This window comes from Streptomyces sp. NBC_00539 (assembly GCF_036346105.1).
GTDB lineage: Bacteria > Actinomycetota > Actinomycetes > Streptomycetales > Streptomycetaceae > Streptomyces.
This window is the reverse complement of the sequence record NZ_CP107811.1, coordinates 3,248,689-3,265,196: the sequence shown is the minus strand read 5'-3', so window position 1 is coordinate 3,265,196 and position 16,508 is coordinate 3,248,689. Positions and strand designations below refer to the sequence as shown.

At 72.5% G+C, this 16,508-nt stretch carries 17 protein-coding genes and 1 tRNA gene; 10 read left to right on the top strand and 8 right to left on the bottom strand.

The genetic code is table 11. The annotated features are described in order from the left end of the window. Positions 1 to 19: 19 nt before the first annotated feature. Positions 20 to 1,111: an ABC transporter ATP-binding protein gene (locus OG861_RS14440; RefSeq protein ID WP_329197061.1), complete on the bottom strand. Its 1,092-nt coding sequence runs from the start codon at positions 1,109 to 1,111 to the stop codon at positions 20 to 22. Between the two features lie 173 nt (positions 1,112 to 1,284). Between OG861_RS14440 and OG861_RS14435 the strand changes: the two genes are divergently transcribed. The 3 genes from OG861_RS14435 (at position 1,285) to OG861_RS14425 (ending at position 2,655) form a co-directional block, all read left to right on the top strand. Continuing rightward, the gene (locus OG861_RS14435; RefSeq protein ID WP_330261722.1) at positions 1,285 to 2,043 is read left to right on the top strand and encodes a hypothetical protein; all 759 of its coding nucleotides are present in this window, start codon (positions 1,285 to 1,287) and stop codon (positions 2,041 to 2,043) included. Between the two features lie 16 nt (positions 2,044 to 2,059). Then, positions 2,060 to 2,134: transfer RNA gene (locus OG861_RS14430), tRNA-Thr, on the top strand. A gap of 149 nt (positions 2,135 to 2,283) precedes the next feature. Beyond that, the gene (locus OG861_RS14425) at positions 2,284 to 2,655 is read left to right on the top strand and encodes a hypothetical protein (RefSeq protein ID WP_329197064.1); all 372 of its coding nucleotides are present in this window, start codon (positions 2,284 to 2,286) and stop codon (positions 2,653 to 2,655) included. 73 nt (positions 2,656 to 2,728) lie between these two features. On the opposite strand, the gene OG861_RS14420 is transcribed toward OG861_RS14425, so the two are convergent. After that, positions 2,729 to 4,108: an NAD(P)/FAD-dependent oxidoreductase gene (locus OG861_RS14420; RefSeq protein WP_329197066.1), complete on the bottom strand. Its 1,380-nt coding sequence runs from the start codon at positions 4,106 to 4,108 to the stop codon at positions 2,729 to 2,731. A gap of 117 nt (positions 4,109 to 4,225) precedes the next feature. On the opposite strand from OG861_RS14420, the gene OG861_RS14415 reads away from it, so the two are divergent. Both OG861_RS14415 and OG861_RS14410 read left to right on the top strand, forming a co-directional pair. Then, complete coding sequence (locus tag OG861_RS14415; protein ID WP_329197067.1) at positions 4,226 to 4,720, top strand: GNAT family N-acetyltransferase; 495 nt, start codon at positions 4,226 to 4,228, stop codon at positions 4,718 to 4,720. A gap of 37 nt (positions 4,721 to 4,757) precedes the next feature. Continuing rightward, positions 4,758 to 5,444, top strand: coding sequence for a pentapeptide repeat-containing protein (locus tag OG861_RS14410; RefSeq protein ID WP_329197069.1), 687 nt, complete (start codon positions 4,758 to 4,760; stop codon positions 5,442 to 5,444). Positions 5,445 to 5,513: 69 nt separating this feature from the next. Here the strand turns inward: OG861_RS14410 and OG861_RS14405 are convergent, their stop codons facing one another. The 3 genes from OG861_RS14405 to OG861_RS14395 form a co-directional block, all read right to left on the bottom strand. After that, positions 5,514 to 6,017: a hypothetical protein gene (locus OG861_RS14405; RefSeq protein WP_329197071.1), complete on the bottom strand. Its 504-nt coding sequence runs from the start codon at positions 6,015 to 6,017 to the stop codon at positions 5,514 to 5,516. A gap of 419 nt (positions 6,018 to 6,436) precedes the next feature. After that, on the bottom strand, positions 6,437 to 7,060 hold the full coding sequence (locus OG861_RS14400; protein ID WP_330261721.1) for a response regulator transcription factor: 624 nt from the start codon (positions 7,058 to 7,060) through the stop codon (positions 6,437 to 6,439). Continuing rightward, a complete protein-coding gene (locus tag OG861_RS14395) occupies positions 7,057 to 8,400 on the bottom strand; it encodes a sensor histidine kinase (RefSeq protein ID WP_443056569.1) in 1,344 nt (447 codons plus the stop codon). Before OG861_RS14395 ends, OG861_RS14400 begins: the two co-directional genes overlap by 4 nt. 169 nt (positions 8,401 to 8,569) lie before the next feature. On the opposite strand from OG861_RS14395, the gene OG861_RS14390 reads away from it, so the two are divergent. Both OG861_RS14390 and OG861_RS14385 read left to right on the top strand, forming a co-directional pair. Continuing rightward, complete coding sequence (locus OG861_RS14390) at positions 8,570 to 9,097, top strand: GlcG/HbpS family heme-binding protein (RefSeq protein WP_329197075.1); 528 nt, start codon at positions 8,570 to 8,572, stop codon at positions 9,095 to 9,097. 35 nt (positions 9,098 to 9,132) lie between these two features. Next, on the top strand, positions 9,133 to 10,554 hold the full coding sequence (locus OG861_RS14385) for a M1 family metallopeptidase (protein ID WP_329197077.1): 1,422 nt from the start codon (positions 9,133 to 9,135) through the stop codon (positions 10,552 to 10,554). Between the two features lie 119 nt (positions 10,555 to 10,673). Here OG861_RS14385 and OG861_RS14380 read toward each other — a convergent pair whose 3' ends face one another. Continuing rightward, positions 10,674 to 11,249 carry a TerD family protein gene (locus OG861_RS14380; protein ID WP_136213763.1) on the bottom strand — a complete coding sequence of 192 codons (576 nt, stop codon included), beginning with the start codon at positions 11,247 to 11,249 and terminating at the stop codon, positions 10,674 to 10,676. 170 nt (positions 11,250 to 11,419) lie between these two features. On the opposite strand from OG861_RS14380, the gene arfB reads away from it, so the two are divergent. After that, positions 11,420 to 11,845: an alternative ribosome rescue aminoacyl-tRNA hydrolase ArfB gene (gene arfB / locus OG861_RS14375; protein ID WP_190187189.1), complete on the top strand. Its 426-nt coding sequence runs from the start codon at positions 11,420 to 11,422 to the stop codon at positions 11,843 to 11,845. 30 nt (positions 11,846 to 11,875) lie between these two features. Here the strand turns inward: arfB and OG861_RS14370 are convergent, their stop codons facing one another. Beyond that, the gene (locus OG861_RS14370) at positions 11,876 to 12,445 is read right to left on the bottom strand and encodes a flavin reductase family protein (protein ID WP_443056570.1); all 570 of its coding nucleotides are present in this window, start codon (positions 12,443 to 12,445) and stop codon (positions 11,876 to 11,878) included. Between the two features lie 313 nt (positions 12,446 to 12,758). Between OG861_RS14370 and cdgB the strand changes: the two genes are divergently transcribed. Both cdgB and OG861_RS14360 read left to right on the top strand, forming a co-directional pair. Continuing rightward, a complete protein-coding gene (cdgB, locus tag OG861_RS14365; RefSeq protein ID WP_329197081.1) occupies positions 12,759 to 14,438 on the top strand; it encodes a diguanylate cyclase CdgB in 1,680 nt (559 codons plus the stop codon). Between the two features lie 68 nt (positions 14,439 to 14,506). Next, on the top strand, positions 14,507 to 15,535 hold the full coding sequence (locus OG861_RS14360; protein WP_330261720.1) for a CBM35 domain-containing protein: 1,029 nt from the start codon (positions 14,507 to 14,509) through the stop codon (positions 15,533 to 15,535). Positions 15,536 to 15,542: 7 nt separating this feature from the next. Here the strand turns inward: OG861_RS14360 and OG861_RS14355 are convergent, their stop codons facing one another. Continuing rightward, the gene (locus OG861_RS14355; RefSeq protein WP_329197085.1) at positions 15,543 to 16,469 is read right to left on the bottom strand and encodes a 1-phosphofructokinase family hexose kinase; all 927 of its coding nucleotides are present in this window, start codon (positions 16,467 to 16,469) and stop codon (positions 15,543 to 15,545) included. Positions 16,470 to 16,508 lie beyond the last annotated feature (39 nt).

The window sequence follows — 16,508 nt, the reverse complement described above, 5'->3', positions numbered from 1 at the left end:
TCCGCCGTTGCCGGAACCGTCAGTCGGAGAGGCGGGCGCCCGAGGACGTCGAGAACACGTGGATCTCGTCGGGGCGCGGCACCACGTGCAGGGTCGAGCCCTTCTCGGGCACCTGGCGGCCGTTGACGCGGACCACGAGGTCCTGCTTGCCGGCGGTGGCGTCGGCGACGGAACCGTAGACGTAGCCGTCGGCGCCGAGTTCCTCGACCACGTTGACCGTGATCGTCAGGCCGCCGGTGTCACCGATGTCGAAGTGCTCGGGACGCACGCCGACCGTCACGGTGCGGTCGCCCGCGTCGGCGGCGGCGGCGAGCGCCTCGCGGGAAACGGGGACGACGCTGTCGCCGAACTTCACGCCGCCGTCGGTGATCGGCACCTCGACCAGGTTCATGGCGGGAGAGCCGATGAACCCGGCGACGAACAGGTTCGCGGGCCGGTCGTACATGTTGCGCGGGGTGTCGACCTGCTGGAGCAGACCGTCCTTGAGGACCGCGACCCGGTCGCCCATGGTCATGGCCTCGACCTGGTCGTGGGTGACGTACACGGTGGTGATGCCGAGGTCCCGCTGGAGCGCGGCGATCTGCGTGCGGGTCGAGACGCGGAGCTTGGCGTCGAGGTTCGACAGCGGCTCGTCCATGAGGAACACCTGCGGCTTGCGCACGATCGCGCGGCCCATGGCGACGCGCTGGCGCTGGCCGCCGGAGAGCGCCTTCGGCTTGCGGTCGAGGTACTGGGTGAGGTCGAGCATCTTCGCCGCCTCCTCCACCTTGCGACGGATGGTCGCCTTGTCCTCACCGGCGATCTTGAGGGCGAAGCCCATGTTGTCGGCGACGGACATGTGGGGGTAGAGCGCGTAGTTCTGGAACACCATCGCGATGTCCCGGTCCTTGGGCGGCAGGTGCGTCACGTCGCGCTCACCGATGCGGATGGCGCCGCCGTTGACGTCCTCCAGGCCGGCGAGCATGCGCAGCGAGGTGGACTTGCCGCAGCCCGAGGGGCCGACGAGGACGAGGAACTCCCCGTCCTGGATCTCCAGCTCGAGCTGGTCGACGGCGGGCTTGTCGCCGCCCGGGTAGAGCCGGGTCGCCTTGTCGAAGGTGACAGAAGCCATGGTGGTGAATCCCTTCTACCGGCAGGAACGTGCCGGACGATCCGAGTGGAAGGTCTAGTCCAGAATCCGGACTCCGCCCGACGCTACCGGCCGTGCCCTCCACTGTCAGCACCGCACCGCGATGACTTCGAACTTTGTGCGATCTGTCGGACCCGCCTGCTTTCATGACCCGCATGACCCGCATGACCCGCATGGCCGCCGCACCGCGCCCCCACACCGTCCACGAACTGATCGCCGTCCTCCCGGACGTCCACGTCCTGCGCGACCGCTGCCGGGCCCTGGCGGCCCTCGACGTCCTGATGGGCGGCCGGAGCGGGAGGTACTTCGACTACGACCCCGGGTGGGGCCCGGGGACCGAGGCCGGGCTGATGAACAACGGCGCGGGTGACGAGTACGCGATCCTCTTCACCCCCGACGGGGTCTTCGGCCGCGGCTTCGACCACGAGTCCTCCATGAGCCCCTACACCAACGAGGACATGGCCCTGTGGCCCGGGCTGGTGGACACCCTGCCCGAGGTGTTCCGGCCGCTGCTCGACGAGCCGGCGTTCTGCGACGACGAGGTGCGGGTGGCCACGGTCGTCTTCTGGCGGGAGACGCACGACACCGCCTGGCGGGCCGGGCCGGTGGAGTACGCCGAGTACGCCGACGACGGCACCGGCCACCTCTTCCACGTCCTGGCGGCCGGCACGCCGGAGGCGTACCACGCCTTCGCCAGGACTACTACGCACGGCAGCTCGATCCGGACGCGATCCGCCACGTCCACGCCCTGCGCCCCCTCACGTCCGAGGTGCTCGAAACCCTGGCCCCGGAAGCGGACCCGGTCGCCGTGGCGGCGGCGCTGGCGTCGACGGGGTACCCCGTGGAGGGCCGTCGAATGTGATGGCCGACGGATTCGCGCGCTGTGTAGAGTGATGGCGGTCCCGCCCGAGTAACCGGCGGGTGTGCACTGCCTCCTTAGCTCAGTCCGGCCAGAGCAACGCACTTGTAATGCGTAGGTCGTCGGTTCGAATCCGACAGGGGGCTCTGGTGGAAGCCCAGCTCAGACCTCGTCTGAGCTGGGCTTTCGTGTTTCACCGAATCTTGCGGCGGCGCCGGGCGAGGGCCGCACGGGTGCTCTCTGTCTCAGTTCTGGTCTCAGACACGGCTCCGGAGCCAGGTCCCGGGGCCGGGCAGTGCTCCGCACCGTGGAGGGCGGGCCCTCCCGCACGCAGGCCATCCACGACGCGTTTCTCAGCGATCCCCAGCACTCGGACGCCAAGTCCGTTCTCCGAGAGCTGGCCATTGCGGCGCCGGACCACATCTACGAGGCCGCCGTGCCGGTCTATCACCAGCTTCGGGCAGCGCGCGACATGCTTGCCGACGATGATGTGACCTTCGAAGACCCTGAGTATCAGCAGGTCATACGCCCGTTCTTTGCGGAGCTGGATTCGCTGCAGCGGTTGATGCGGGATGACTTGCAGCCTCCCGCCAGCCGTCACATACGAGGCGCGGTCGGTGCGCGGACCGGTGATGACGGACCGTCCCGGCGGCACAGTCGCCGATGATCAGCTCGATCTGAATCCGAAGAGGAAGGCCCCGGGCGGTGGTCCGGGGCCTTACGGCGTTTCTGCCGGTGTTTCAGTGGCGGCCCGAGATGCGGTTGGCGAGGCGGGCCAGCGGGGTGGTGGTGGGGGTGTGGGTGGCGGTTTCGCGGCGGTCGGCCTCGCGGTAGGCGGCGTAGAGGGCCTGGACGCCGAGCCAGCGGAAGGGTTCCGGTTCCCAGCGGCGGACGCGGTGGTTGACCCAGGGGAGGGCGGTGAGGTCCGTGGCCTCGCCCAGGACCAGGTCGCGCAGGGTGCGCCCGGCGAGGTTGGCGGTGGCCACGCCCGAGCCGACGTAGCCGCCGGCCCAGCCGAGGCCGGTGGTGCGGTCGAGGGTGACGGTGGCGCACCAGTCGCGGGGGACGCCGAGGACGCCCGACCAGGCGTGGGTGACCTCCACTCCGGTGAGCAGCGGGAAGAACGAGGTGAGCAGGGCCGTGAGGGAGGCGACGGTGCGTTCCTGGGTGGTGCCGTCGTTGTCGGTGCGGGAGCCGTAGCGGTAGGGGACCCCGCGGCCGCCGATCGCGATGCGGTCGTCGGCGGTGCGCTGGGCGTACATGTAGGCGTGGGCCATGTCGCCGAGGAGCGCCGAGTCGGACCAGTTCAGGGACTGCCAGGTGGACGGGGGCAGGGGGGCCGTGACGATCATCGAGGAGTTCATGGGGAGCCAGGAGCGCTTGTGGCCCTTGAGGGCGGCGGTGAAGCCCTCGGTGCAGCGCAGGACGTACGGGGCGCGGACGGTGCCGTACGGGGTGCGGGCGCGGCCGGGGGCGATCTCGGTGACGGGGGTCGACTCGTGGATGACAACGCCGAGCCGTTCGCAGGCCGCCGCGAGGCCCGTGACGAGTTTCAGCGGGTGGATGCGGGCGCCGTGGGGGGTCCAGCTGGAGCCGACGGCGTCCGCGATGTCGATGCGGGCGCGGGTGTCGGTGGCGTCGTGCAGGACGCGGTCCGTTTCGCCGAAGGCGAGCTCGCCCTCGTGGAAGGCGCGCAGGCGGGACAGCTGGGCGGGGGTGCGGGCGACTTCGAGGACGCCGCCGTGGTGGATGTCGGCCCGGATGTCCTCCTTGGCGGCGACGTCGATGACCTCGGTGACGGTCTCGTTCATGGCCCGCTGGAGGCGGAGCGCGGCCTGGTGGCCGTGGAGTGCGGCGTAGCGGTCGCGTCCGGCGATGCCGTTGTAGAGCCAGCCGCCGTTGCGGCCGGAGGCGCCGTAGCCGCAGAACTTCTGCTCCAGGACGGTGACGCGGAGGTCGGGTGCGGAGGACTTGAGGTAGTAGGCGGTCCACAGGCCGGTGTAACCGCCGCCGACGATGACGACGTCTGCCGTGGCGTCGGAGGTGAGGGGGGCGCGGGGCGGGGCGGTGGCGGTGTGATCCGTCGCGTACCAGAAGGAAATGCCGCCGTTGATCGTCATGGGGAGTTGCTACACCCCGTTTCCGAGGGGTGTCCAGGGACGGGATGTCGCGTTCCGAGGCCGGATCGGGGGCTGGTTGGCTGATGCGCGCGGGCGGGCCGGTCGTAGGGTGCGGGCATGATTCGCAACGCTGTGGAGGCGGACGTTCCCGTCATCTGGTCCATGATCCGCGAGCTGGCGGAGTACGAGAAGGTGCCGCAGGAGGCGCGGGCCACCCAAGAGCAGTTGCGGGAGGCGCTGTTCGGGGAGCTGCCGGCGGCCTTCGCGCACGTCGCGGAGACGGAGGAGGGGGAGGCCGTCGGGTTCTCGCTGTGGTTCCTCAGCTTCTCGACGTGGCGCGGGGTGCACGGGATCTACCTGGAGGACCTGTACGTGCGTCCCGGCGCGCGCGGTGGTGGTCACGGCAAGGCGCTGCTGGCGGAGCTGGCGCGGATCTGTGGCGAGCGGGGGTACGGGCGGCTGGAGTGGTCGGTGCTCAAGTGGAACGAGCCGACGATCGCGTTCTACGAGGCGTTGGGCGCGCGGCCGCAGGACGAGTGGACGGTGTACCGGCTGACGGACGAGGCGCTGGCGGGGCTGGCGGGGCCGGCGGAGTCGGGGGCTGCGGGTTAGGCGGGGCGTTGTCAGTGGGGTGCGTCACGATGGGGGCATGGTGCGAAAGGGGCAGGACCGGGGGCGGGGCGGGCCGGTGAAGGCGGCGAAGCGCGCGGAGGTGCGGTTGCCGGAGCTGGCGGCGTGGCAGGGGGGTGGGCTGGAGCCGGACGGGGACTACGACGCGGTGGAGTTCGTGGACGTGGACTTCGGCCGGCAGGAGGGGATCGGGGCCCGGTTCATGGACTGTGCGCTGCGACGGTGCGCGCTGGACGAGGCGGGGCTGGCGAAGGCGCGGATCCTGGATTCGGTGCTGGAGGGGGTGCGGGGGGTGGGGACGGACCTGTCGGGGGCCTCGCTGCGGGACGTGGAGCTGGTGGAGGCGCGGCTCGGCGGCGTCCAGCTGCACGGGGCGGTGCTGGAGCGGGTGGTCGTGCGGGGCGGCAAGATCGACTACCTGAACCTGCGCAAGGCGAAGCTCAAAGACGTGGTCTTCGAGGGGTGCGTGCTGGTGGAGCCGGACTTCGCGGGGGCGGTGCTGGAGCGGGTGGAGTTCCGGGACTGCACGCTGCGGGGGGCGGACTTCCAGGGGGCGCGGATGTCGGACGTGGACCTGCGGGAGGCGGTGGAACTGGGGATCGCGCGGGGGGTGGACGCCTTGGCGGGGGCGGTGATCAGTCCGGCGCAGCTGTACGACCTGGCCCCGGCGCTGGCCGCGCAGCTGGGGGTGCGGGTGGTGCCGTAGCCGTGTCGGCGGGGGCTGCGCCGATGGAGGGGGAGGGGGGAGCCGCTGTGCGGGCGGCTGCTGCGGCCCTCAGGCGGGGACGCGGGGGAAGCGGGCCTGGAGGGTCCAGATGGCGGGGTTGTCGGCGAGGCCGTCGTGCATGTCGACGAGGTCGGCGATGAGGTCGTGGAGGAAGTCGCGGGCCTCGCGGCGGAGCAGGCGGTGGGTGAAGGTGAGGGGGGCTTCCTCGGGCGGCATCCAGTCGGCCTCGATGTCGACCCAGCCGAAGCGGCGCTCGAACAGCATGCGGTCGGAGGACTCGGTGAAGTCGAGTTCCGCGTACTGGCGGTTGGCGGAGCGGCTGCCGCGCGGATCCTGGTCGAGCTGCTCGACGATGTCGCAGAGCGCCCAGGCGAAGTCGAGGACGGGAACCCATCCCCAGGCTGTGGACAGCTCGCGGTCGGCGTGGGTGTCGGCGAGGTAGACGTCTCCGCAGAAGAGGTCGTGGCGCAGGGTGTGGATGTCCGCCGAGCGGTAGTCGGTCTGCGGGGGGTCGGGGAAGCGTCGGGAGAGGGAGTAGCCGATGTCGAGCACGTAGAGATGGTGTCACGGGGTGGGGTGGCTCCGCCGGGTGGGTTGGGTTGGTGGGTATGGCCGGTGGGGTTGGCCGGTGGGGTTGGCCGGTGGGTTCCGCCGTGGGTGGGGGCCGGCCCGCGTGCGGTGTGTGTGGGTGGGAGGGTGCGGCGCCGTTGCGGGGGCCGGCCCCGGGCCCCCGCGCCTCAAACGCCGGCGGGGCTGGATTTGGCGGGGCCGGGTGCCTTGAACGTCGGCGGGGCTGGGGTTGGCGGGGCCGGGTGCCTTGAACGTCGGCGGGGCTGGGGTTGGCGGGGCCGCGTGCCTGGGACGTGGCGGGGCTGGGTTTGGCGGGGCCGCGTGCCTCGGACGTGGCGGGCTGGATTTGGCGGGGCCGCGTGCCTTGAACGTCGGCGGGGCTGGGGTTGGCGGGGGTGGCGTTACGACGGGAGGAGGCGTTGTTCCTTGGCTACCGAGACGGCTCCCGCGCGGGTGTCGACGCCGAGTTTGTCGTAGATGCGGCCCAGGTGGGTCTTGACCGTGGCTTCGCTGATGAACAGGGCCCGGGCGATGTCGCGGTTGCCGAGGCCGCGGGCCAGCTGGCCGAGGATGTCCAGTTCACGGTCCGTCAGCGTCGGGCGTGACCCCCGCATGCGGGCCATCACACGGCTGGCCACCGGCGCGGAGAGGGTGGTGCGGCCGGCTGCCGCCGAGTGGATCGCGGTGAAGAGTTCCTCGGGCCGTTCCGCCTTGAGGAGGTACCCCGTCGCGCCCGCCCCGATGGCCCGGGTGATGTCCGCGTCGGTGTCGTACGTCGTCAGGACCAGCACGTGCGGGGGGTTCGGGGCGGAGGTGATGCGGCGGGTGGCCTCCACCCCGTCGATGCCGGCCCCCAGCTGGAGGTCCATCAGCACCACCTCGGGCCGGAGCTTCGCGGCCAGCGCGACCGCCTCCTCGCCGCTGCCCGCTTCGCCGAGGACCTCGATGTCGGGTTCGCTGCCCAGCAGGGCCAGCAGGCCGGCGCGGACCACCACGTGGTCGTCGCAGAGGAGGATCGTGGTCATCGGGCCGGCTCCAGGGGGATCGCGGCGGACAGGACGGTTCCTTCGCCGGGGGTGGATTCGAGGGTCAGGGTGCCGCCGAGCTGCCGCACGCGGGCGCGTATCGCGGGCAGGCCGTGGCCCCGGTCGGGGACGTCGGCGCGGGGTTCGCGCGGTTCGGTGAAGCCGTGGCCGTCGTCCGCGACGTCCAGGACGACCTGGTCGCCCAGGAAGCTCAGGGTCAGGGCGGCGGTGCGGGCCCCCGAGTGCTCCCGGACGTTGGCCAGGGCGCCCTGCGCGATCCGCAGCAGGGCGGATTCGGCGCGGTCGGGCAGCGCTGCGGGCGTGCCCTCCAGGTGGAAGCGGACCTCGATGTCGGGGCCGGCGTCCAGCGCCCGCAGGGCGTCGGCGAGGCGCCCGCCGCCCGCCAGCTCGGGCGGTGCGAGGTCGTGGACCAGTCGGCGGGCCTCGGCGAGGCCGCGCGCGGCGGTGTCGGTGGCGGTCCGGACGTGCGCGCGGGCGGTGGCGGGGTCGCTGTCCCAGGTGCGGTCGGCGGCCTGGAGCAGCATCTGCTGGCTGGACAGGTGCTGCGCCAGGGTGTCGTGGATCTCCATGGAGAGCCGCTGGCGTTCGGCGAGGGTGCCTTCGCGGCGCTCGGTGGCGGCCAGTTCCCGGCGGGTGCGGATGAGGTCGTCGATCAGGGTGCGCTGGGCCCGGGTCTGGCGCTCCATGTGGACGAAGACGGCCGTGGCGAGGGCGGCGACGGCGGGCGGGGCGAGGAGGAGGTTGGGGTCGAAGGACGGGGACAGCCTGAGCTGGGCGGCGACGACCAGGGCGGTGAGCAGGGCGACGAGGACGACCGCCGCGCGCGGGGGCAGGGTGCGCAGGGCGGTGTAGAAGAGGGGGACTGCGCACCAGGCGAAGCTGGGCGCGAGCAGGACGAGGACCACCCAGGTGGCCACGACCACGCCGAGCCAGAGCAGGCGCCGCAGCGTGGGCGCGGCGCCGACGGCGGGCCCGAGCACGTACAGCAGGGCGAGGGTGGCGCCGAGGGCGATGACCCACGGCGTACGGGGCTCGCCGGGGTGGTGCAGCAGGAACCTGGCCACGGAGGCCCCGAGGAGCAGGAAGAACGCGGCGTGCGTGACGGCGGCCAGCGTCCGCGTCCCGGTGGCGGTGGCGGTGGCGGTGGCGGTGGCGCGGGCGCCGTCGGTGCCGGTGTCGGCGCCGTCCGCCTCGTGGGCCGCCCGGGCCTCGTGGCCCGCCCGGGTCCCGTCACCCTGGCCGGTGCCCCGGGCCTGGCCGGTGCCCCGGGCAGGGCCGGTGGGGTCCTCGGCGGGGGTGGGGTTCGGGTCCGGGGTCACGGGGGGCTCCTGGGGGTGGGGCTTGGGTACATCCTGAGCCAAACCGGCAGGTGGGTGGGTGCGCATCGGCCGATCGGATGACCCCGGGGTCGGCCGGTGCGGGGACGGGCGGGGGCGGGATCCCGGGTGAGGCTTGGAGCAGCGGACCACCTACCTCAGGAGTAGCAGCATGAACACCCGTACCCGCGTCCTCACCGGTACCGCCCTCGCCGTCGCGCTCGGCGCCGGGACCTTCGGCGCCGTCAGCGCGAGCGCCGCCCAGTCCGACGGCCCCAAGGGCGACGACAAGACCTTCACCACCTCGACCCACCTCACCGTCGGCGCCGCCACCCGCGCGGCCCAGGCCGCGCTGGAGGCCGCCGGGAAGGAGGGCCAGAAGGTCACGGTCGCGGTGGTGGACCGCAACGGCAACACCGTCGTCACCCTCCGCGGCGACGGCGCCGGCCCGCAGTCCTACGAGTCGGCGCAGCGCAAGGCGTACACCGCCGTGTCCTGGAACGCCCCGACCTCGGTGCTCGCCGGCCGGCTCGCCCAGACCCCGAACCTCAAGGACATCCCCGGCACCCTCTTCCTGGCCGGCGGTGCCCCGGTGCAGGCGAAGGGCGCCCCGGTCGCGGGCATCGGCGTGGCCGGCGCCCCGAGCGGTGACCTGGACGAGAAGTTCGCCAAGGCCGGCGTCGACGCCCTCGAGAACTAGGACCGTCTTTCCTGCTCCCGCATAGGATCGAACGCGTGGATCACCGCGCGCGCAACCGTCTCACCCGCCTCGCCGTCCCCGCCGTCGCCGCCCTCCTCGCCCTCACCGCGGGCTGTACGGGCTCGACGGTGCAGGGCCGGCCGGGCGCGTCGGGGCTGCGGGACCCGTACTTCCCCAAGGCGGGCAACGGCGGTTACCAGGTCGACCACTACGCCCTGGACATCGGCTACCGGCCCGCCGACCGGCAGCTGACCGGCACGGCCGTCATCACCGCCCGCGCCGAGCAGACGCTGAGCTCCTTCAACCTCGACCTCAGCGGGCTGCGCGTCGACGCGGTCACCGTCGAGGGGGAGCCGGCCCGGTACAACCGCACGGGCCGGGAGCTGACCGTGCGCCCGCGCATGGACCTTCCCAAGGGCGGGGTGTTCCGTACGGAGGTCCGCTACAGCGGTACGCCGAGGCCCCTCACCGACGCGGACGGTTCCCCGGAGGGCTGGATCACGACCGCGGACGGGGCCGTGGCCGTCGGTGAGCCCGTCGGATCGATGACCTGGTTCCCCGGCAACCACCACCCCAGCGACAAGGCGTCTTACGACATCACGCTCACCGTTCCGCAGGGCTACGAGGCGGTTTCCAACGGCGAGCTGGCCTCCCGCCGGGACACCGGTGACGGGCGGACGGCCTTCGCCTGGCACAGCGCCGAACCGATGGCGAGCTACCTGGCCACCGCGGCCATCGGGAAGTTCAAGGTGGCGACGGCCCGCACCTCTTCGGGAATCGGCGTCTACAACGCGGTCGCGCCGGGCGAGGAAGCCGGGAGCGCGGCGGCGCTCGGGCGGCTGCCGGAGCTGGTGGAGTGGGAAGCGGGGCGGTTCGGGCCGTACCCGTTCGCCACGGTGGGCACCATCGTGGTGGCGGGCGGCACGCTGCCGTACGCGTTGGAGACGCAGACCAAACCCGTCTATCCGGGTGCCCCTTCGCTGGAGCTCACCGTCCACGAGCTGGCGCACCAGTGGTTCGGGGACTCGGTGTCGCCGAAGTCCTGGAAGGACATGTGGCTCAACGAGGGCTTCGCGACCTACGCGGAGTGGCTGTGGTCGGAGGACCACGGCGGTCCCGGTGCGCAAAAACGGTTCGACGCCCTCCTCGCCGGTGACACGTCCTTCGAGGGGTCGGACGCCGCCCACTGGGACGCGTTCCCGCCGGCGGCGCCGCCCGGGCCCGACGACATCTCGGAGGCGCCGGTGTACTACCGCGGTGCGATGGTGCTGCAACGGATCCGGCAGGAGGCCGGTGACGAGCGGTTCTTCGCCCTGCTGCGCGGCTGGGCCGAGGACCACCGCCACGGCAACGCGTGTACGGCCGACTTCACCGCCTACGCGCAACGCAAGACGGGCCGCGATTTGAAGAAGGTGTGGGACGTGTGGCTGTACGGCGAGGACAGCCCCAAGCCGTAGCCGCCCCCGTCGGCGGCGAGGCCCCTCCCCGGTGCCGATCGCGGGAAGGGGCCTCGACAGTGGCCGGTGGCCGGTGGCCGGTGGCCGGTGGCCGGTGGCCGTGGCCGTGCCGGGGGAGATCAGACGTTGACGCCGAAGTCCTGGGCGATGCCGGTCAGGCCGGAGGCATAGCCCTGGCCGACGGCGCGGAACTTCCACTCCGCGCCGTTGCGGTAGAGCTCGCCGAAGACCATGGCGGTCTCGGTCGCCGCGTCCTCGGAGAGGTCATAGCGGGCGATCTCGGCGCCGCCGGCCTGGTTGACGACCCGGATGTACGCGTTGCGGACCTGGCCGAAGTTCTGGCTGCGGGACTCGGCGTCGTAGATGGAGACCGGGAAGACGATCTTGTCGACATCGGCCGGGAGACCGGCGAGGTTGACCTTGATGGACTCGTCGTCGCCGGAGCCCTCGCCGGTGCGGTTGTCACCGGTGTGGACGATGGTCTGGTCCGGGGTGGACTTGTTGTTGAAGAAGACGAAGTGACCGTCGGAGACGACCTTGCCCGTCGCGTTGACCGCGATGGCGGAGGCGTCGAGGTCGAAGTCGACACCGGTGGTGGTGCGGACGTCCCAGCCGAGGCCGACCGTGACGGCGCTGAGGCCGGGGGCCTCCTTGCTAAGCGAGACGTTGCCGCCCTTGGACAGGCTTACTGCCATTTTGACTGGTGTCCCTTCCTCAATCACATGACCGCCGGACGTGGTCAAGTTACCGCTGCCCTGCATAACGCGGCGAGGGGGTCGGTAGGTTCCACGGGTCCGGGGGCGGTGCGTCCGGGCTCGGGGGAAATGGGGTGACGGGGTGCGGTGCGGGGCGGGATCATAGGGGCATGCCTGGTCCCTATGTCATCCGTGGTTCCGTCGCGCTGCCCGAGGGGGAGCTCGGCTGGCGGTTCTCGCGTTCCTCCGGGCCGGGCGGCCAGCACGTGAACACCTCCGACTCGCGGGTAGAGCTGCTGTTCGACCTCGGGGCGACGAAGGCGCTGCCGGAGGTGTGGAAGGAGCGGGCGCTGGAGCGGCTCGCGTCCCGGCTGGTGGGCGGGGTGCTGACGGTCAGGGCGTCCGAGCACCGCTCGCAGCTGCGCAACCGGGAGATGGCGCTGGTGCGGCTGGCGTCGCTGCTGGCGGAGGCGACGGCGCCGCCGCCGAAGCAGCGGCGGGCGACGAAGATCCCGCGCGGGATCAACGAGCGCCGGCTGCGGGAGAAGAAGGCGCGGGCGGAGACGAAGCGGGGCCGTACGGGCCGCGACTGGTAGCCCGCACGGCCGCCCCCGGCCCGGCCGCCCCTACCGCGCCAGGTGCCGGTAGCGCCCGCGGAAGTACGTCAGCGGCGGCGCGTCGGGGCTGGGAAGAGCGGCCGACAGGACGCGGCCGACGACGAGGGTGTGGTCGCCCGCCGGGACGCGGGACTCCGTACGGCACTCCAGCGTGGCCAGTGCCTGCGTCAGCAGCAGGGCCCCCGAGACGGCGCCCCGTTCGTAGGGCACGCCCGCGAACAGCAGCCGGTCGCTGATCCGGCCCTTCATCGCGAACCGGCCCGCGACCTGCAGCTGGCTGTCCGCGAGCACCGAGACGGCCCACAGCGGCTGCTCCGCCAGCAGGTCGTCCATCCGGGAGCCCTCGCGCAGGCTCACCAGGACCAGCGGCGGGTCCAGGGACACCGACATGAAGGCGGTCGCCGTCATGCCGACGTCCTCCCCCCGCGGGCCGTCGGCCGTCAGCGCGGGCTCGTGGGCGGTGATCAGCGTTACGCCGGCCGCCAGTCGGGACATCGCGGCACGGAATTCTTCCTCGGTCACCCCCTCAGGATGCGGGGTGGGGGCTGCGTGGGCGGGTTCCAGGGTCGTCTTCGGCACGCCTGGAACGCTAGTCTCGCTCCCTCACGGCGCACATCGGGCCTTGGTCCGAGGCGCGTACGGACCCCGGGACCTAGGTCCGCGCGTATCGTTTGCCCGCGGAAAGGAGAGGGAGCGCTCCCAGTCGCGGCGAGGCCCCTCTCGCCTCTTCGGAGCACGTTCTTCATCTCATGTGACTTGAGTCACAGACGGCAAGATTTGTTGACCCTGTGTACCTGCCGCACAGCTCACTGTGATTCAGTGGACGGGACACCGCAACGAACCGCCGATGACACACCTGGAGTTGCTGTCGAGGTCTCGGGGAGAGCGAGCAATGGAGACCGAGTCGGAGCCGTACGTCCGTCTTGCGACCCTGCGGCAGCTGCACCGGGTGGTGGCCGACCTCAATACGGCCCGGAGCCTGGCGGACACTCTGCAGACCGTCGTGGACGGCATCGTCGCGGGCCTCGGCTACCAACTCGCCTGTGTCAACCTCGTACGCCCTGACGGGGATCTCGTCGTGGCCGCCTTCGCAGGTGACCCCGCCGCGGAGGCCCTGATCACCGGTCGCGTCGGCTCCCGCCTCTCCTGGGAACGCCGCCTGACGATGGGTGAGGACTGGGACGGACTGCGCTTCATCCCGCACACCGAGGGCTGGGTCCTGCTGGAGGACGACGTGCCCCAGTGGCACACCGAGGGCCCCGATCCCCGCTTCGCGGACGAGTGGCACCCCGAAGACCGGCTCTATGCACCCATGTACGCGTCCGGCGGGGAACTTCTGGGTGTCATTTCGGTGGACAGACCGCGCAACGGCCGCCGCCCGGGCGCGTGGGGGCGCGAGGCGCTGCAGATGTACGCCTTCCAGGCGGCGATTGCGATCAGCAACGCGAGGCTGCGGGCGAACATGCAGCGGGCCCTGGTCCGGCTGGAGCGCGAACAGCAGGCGTTGCGCGCCAGTGAGGAGTCGTTCCGCCAGGCCTTCGAGTACGCGCCCAGCGGCATGGCCATCGCCGAGATGGGCGGCGACCAGCACGGCCGGCTGCTGCGGACCAACGACGCGCTGTGCCGGCTGCTGGGTCGGCCGGCCTCCGTGCTGCGCCGGTACTCCTTCTCCGACCTCGTGCACCCCGAGGACATCGGCACGCTGCTGCGGACCTCGGCCGAGGGCGGCCGGGCCGAACTGCGGCTGGGCCGGCGCGACGGCACGTACGTGTGGGTCTCGCTGCGCAACTCGGTGGTCGCCGACGCCGCCGACGGGCCCCGGTTCCTGCTCACCCACGTCGAGGACATCGAGGAGCGCAAGCGGCACGAGCTCCAGCTCGCGCACCGCGCCAGCCACGACGCGCTGACCGGCCTGCCCAACAGCGCCGAACTGCGCTCGCGGCTGGGGGCTCGGCTGTGCCGCCGGCCGCAGTCCGTGCGGGCCACGGCCGTGGAGGTGCTGGACGCGGCCTTCGAGGGGCGCCCGGAGGCGGGGGGTGGTGCCGGCGAGCACGGCTTTCGCCCGGACGGGTACGGCGACCCCTTCGAGAGTCCCGCGGCGGCCCCGGGCGAGGCGGGCCCGTACGACCACCACGTACACACCGTCGCACCCGCCACCGACATCGACGACGGGACGAAGGGCCTCGCGGTGCTCTTCTGCGATCTCGACGGCTTCAAGTCGATCAACGACCGGTTCGGTCACCACACGGGCGACGCGGTACTGATCGAGGTCGCCCGGCGGCTGACGACGGGCGTGCGCGACGGGGACACGGTCGCCCGGCTCGGTGGTGACGAGTTCGTCGTCCTCGCCGACGGGCTGGGCGCGGCCGACGCCGCCGACCTGGCCGTCCGGCTGCGGAACGCGATCATCCCGCCCATCCGGGTGGACGGCCGCGCGGTCCGCGTCGGGGCGAGTTTCGGCATCGGCTGGGCCAGCTGCGGCATGTCGGCGGACGAGGTGCTGCGCTCCGCCGACCAGCGGATGTACATCGAGAAAAGGTCCCGCTCCAAGGCGCACCGCCGGGCCGGCTGAGCCGATCGACCGCCCGGGAGCGCACGTGTTCGGGGTAGGCTCCCGTGGGTCGAAAGGAGTGACCTGCGATGACGACGCCCGCGAACAGCGGTCCGCACGGCGGGGCGAACCAGCCCGAGGACGAAGATCCGTTCGGCTACCTCTACGCGGACGGGCAGGCTGCCGGTGCCACCCCGCCCGGGTCCGGCGGTGGGTACGGATATCCCGGCCCCGCGGCCGGTGGGCAGGCCGGCGCACAGCCGGGTGTGCCCCGTACCTCGTACAACCAGGTGCGCACGGTCGGCGACCGGCGCGGCCAGCGCGGTGCCGTCCCGTACCAGCCGGGACCGGCGCAGCAGGGCCAGCCGCAGGGCCAACAGGGCTACCAGGCCCAGTACCAGGCCCCCGAGGCGCTCCAGGCCGGTGGCTACGGCGTGCCGCAGCAGCAGGCGCACACCCAGGCGCTCCCCGGCAACGGCGGGCACGGTGGCGGCGGGTCGAGCCGTCGCGGCCTGCTCATCGCCGCGGTCGCGGTGGTCGTCGCCGTCGCCATCGGCATCGGCGCGGCCCTGGCCTTCGGCGACAAGGGCAAGGACAAGGACAAGAACCAGGCGAACGGCCAGGGCCAGCAGTCGGGCGCGCCGCAGAACAACTCCCCGAGCCCGCAGCCGAGCGGCTCCCCGGAGCCCTCGGAGGGCCCGCTGCCCAAGGCGGACGCCTCGGGCGCGGGCATGACCCTGACGGGCGGTGCGGCGCTGACGAGCACGGTGCCCGGTGCGAAGAGCGCGGGCGGCCAGTACGTCGGCAACTTCAACCAGCCGGGTGCGGCGCTGACCTGGAGCCTGGACGTGGCCAAGGCGGGCCAGTACGCCGTCTACATCAGCTACAACGTCCCCGGCAAGGACGCCAACACCACGCTCACGGTCAACGGCGACAAGCAGGAACGTCCGATAAACATGAAGAACTTCGCCAAGGCCAAGCCCGGCGAGTGGGACAAGTGGACGTACACGTACTCGCTGGTGGACCTGAAGAAGGGTCCCAACACCGTCAAGATGTCGTGCGAGACGGGCAACCAGTGCGAGATCATCATCGACCAGCTCTGGCTGCAGAAGCCGTAGCGGGCCGCTACCCGGCCTGACCGGTCGTCACCTTCACCGACCCCCGTACCTCTTCGTAGGTGCGGGGGTCGAACTCTCCCGCCGCCGGGGCGTGCACGGTGGCCGCGGAGAGGGCGACGGCGCGGGCCAGGCGGGCGGGCCAGTCCAGGCCCTCGGTCAGTGCCGAGAGCAGCCCCGCGACGGCGGAGTCACCGGCTCCGGTGGGGTTGCCGCTCAGCGGGCGGGGCGGAGCGGCCTGCCAGGTGCCGTCGGCGGTGGCGGCGAGCAGGCCGGCCGGGCCGAGGGAGGTGACCACCGCGTGGGCGCCGCGGCGGCGGGCGTCGCGGGTGGCGGGCAGCGGGTCGCGGGAGCCGGTCAGTTCGGCCAGCTCGGCGGCGTTCGGCTTGATCATCTCGGGGCGGGCGGCGACGCCCCTGCGCAGTGCCTCGCCGCTGGTGTCCAGCAGCACGGGGACCCCGGCGGCCCGGGCGGTGCGCACCAGTACGGCGTACGCGCCCACCGGCACGCCCGGCGGCAGGCTCCCGCACAGCGCGACCGCGCGGGCCCCGGCCAGGAGTTCCTCGTAGCGGGTCAGGAAACGGGCCCATTCCGCGGGAGTGATCTGCGGGCCCGGCTCGTTGAACTGGGTGGTGTCGCCCGAGGCTCCGTCGACGACGGCCAGGGTGCGCCGGGTGGTGCCCGAGCAGGAGACCAGGGCGTCCGTCACGCCGGGGTCGGCGGCCAGCAGTTCCCGTACGACCGCGCCCACCGCCCCGCCCGCGAAGCCGGTCGCCGTGACCTGGTGGCCGAGTGCGGCGAGCACGCGGGCGACGTTGACGCCCTTGCCGCCGGGCCGTTCGGTCGCGCCGGTGACCCGGTGCGAGGTGTGCGGGAGCAGCCGCGGCACCCGGTAGGTGACGTCGAGCGCGGCGTTGAGGGTCACGGTGAGGATCATGGTCAGCCCCGGTCTTGGTGTGTGCCGGGATCATGCCAA

What these genes read in the sequence shown, in the direction of transcription:
- arfB (WP_190187189.1), top strand. Translation starts at nt 11,420, where the DNA reads ATGCCTGGTCCCTATGTCATCCGTGGTTCCGTCGCGCTGCCCGAGGGG.
- OG861_RS14410 (WP_329197069.1), top strand. Translation starts at nt 4,758, where the DNA reads ATGGTGCGAAAGGGGCAGGACCGGGGGCGGGGCGGGCCGGTGAAGGCG.
- OG861_RS14400 (WP_330261721.1), bottom strand. Translation starts at nt 7,060, where the DNA reads ATGACCACGATCCTCCTCTGCGACGACCACGTGGTGGTCCGCGCCGGC.
- OG861_RS14415 (WP_329197067.1), top strand. Translation starts at nt 4,226, where the DNA reads ATGATTCGCAACGCTGTGGAGGCGGACGTTCCCGTCATCTGGTCCATG.
- OG861_RS14360 (WP_330261720.1), top strand. Translation starts at nt 14,507, where the DNA reads ATGACGACGCCCGCGAACAGCGGTCCGCACGGCGGGGCGAACCAGCCC.
- OG861_RS14440 (WP_329197061.1), bottom strand. Translation starts at nt 1,111, where the DNA reads ATGGCTTCTGTCACCTTCGACAAGGCGACCCGGCTCTACCCGGGCGGC.
- OG861_RS14435 (WP_330261722.1), top strand. Translation starts at nt 1,285, where the DNA reads ATGACCCGCATGACCCGCATGGCCGCCGCACCGCGCCCCCACACCGTC.
- OG861_RS14355 (WP_329197085.1), bottom strand. Translation starts at nt 16,469, where the DNA reads ATGATCCTCACCGTGACCCTCAACGCCGCGCTCGACGTCACCTACCGG.
- cdgB (WP_329197081.1), top strand. Translation starts at nt 12,759, where the DNA reads ATGGAGACCGAGTCGGAGCCGTACGTCCGTCTTGCGACCCTGCGGCAG.
- OG861_RS14390 (WP_329197075.1), top strand. Translation starts at nt 8,570, where the DNA reads ATGAACACCCGTACCCGCGTCCTCACCGGTACCGCCCTCGCCGTCGCG.
- OG861_RS14420 (WP_329197066.1), bottom strand. Translation starts at nt 4,108, where the DNA reads ATGACGATCAACGGCGGCATTTCCTTCTGGTACGCGACGGATCACACC.
- OG861_RS14380 (WP_136213763.1), bottom strand. Translation starts at nt 11,249, where the DNA reads ATGGCAGTAAGCCTGTCCAAGGGCGGCAACGTCTCGCTTAGCAAGGAG.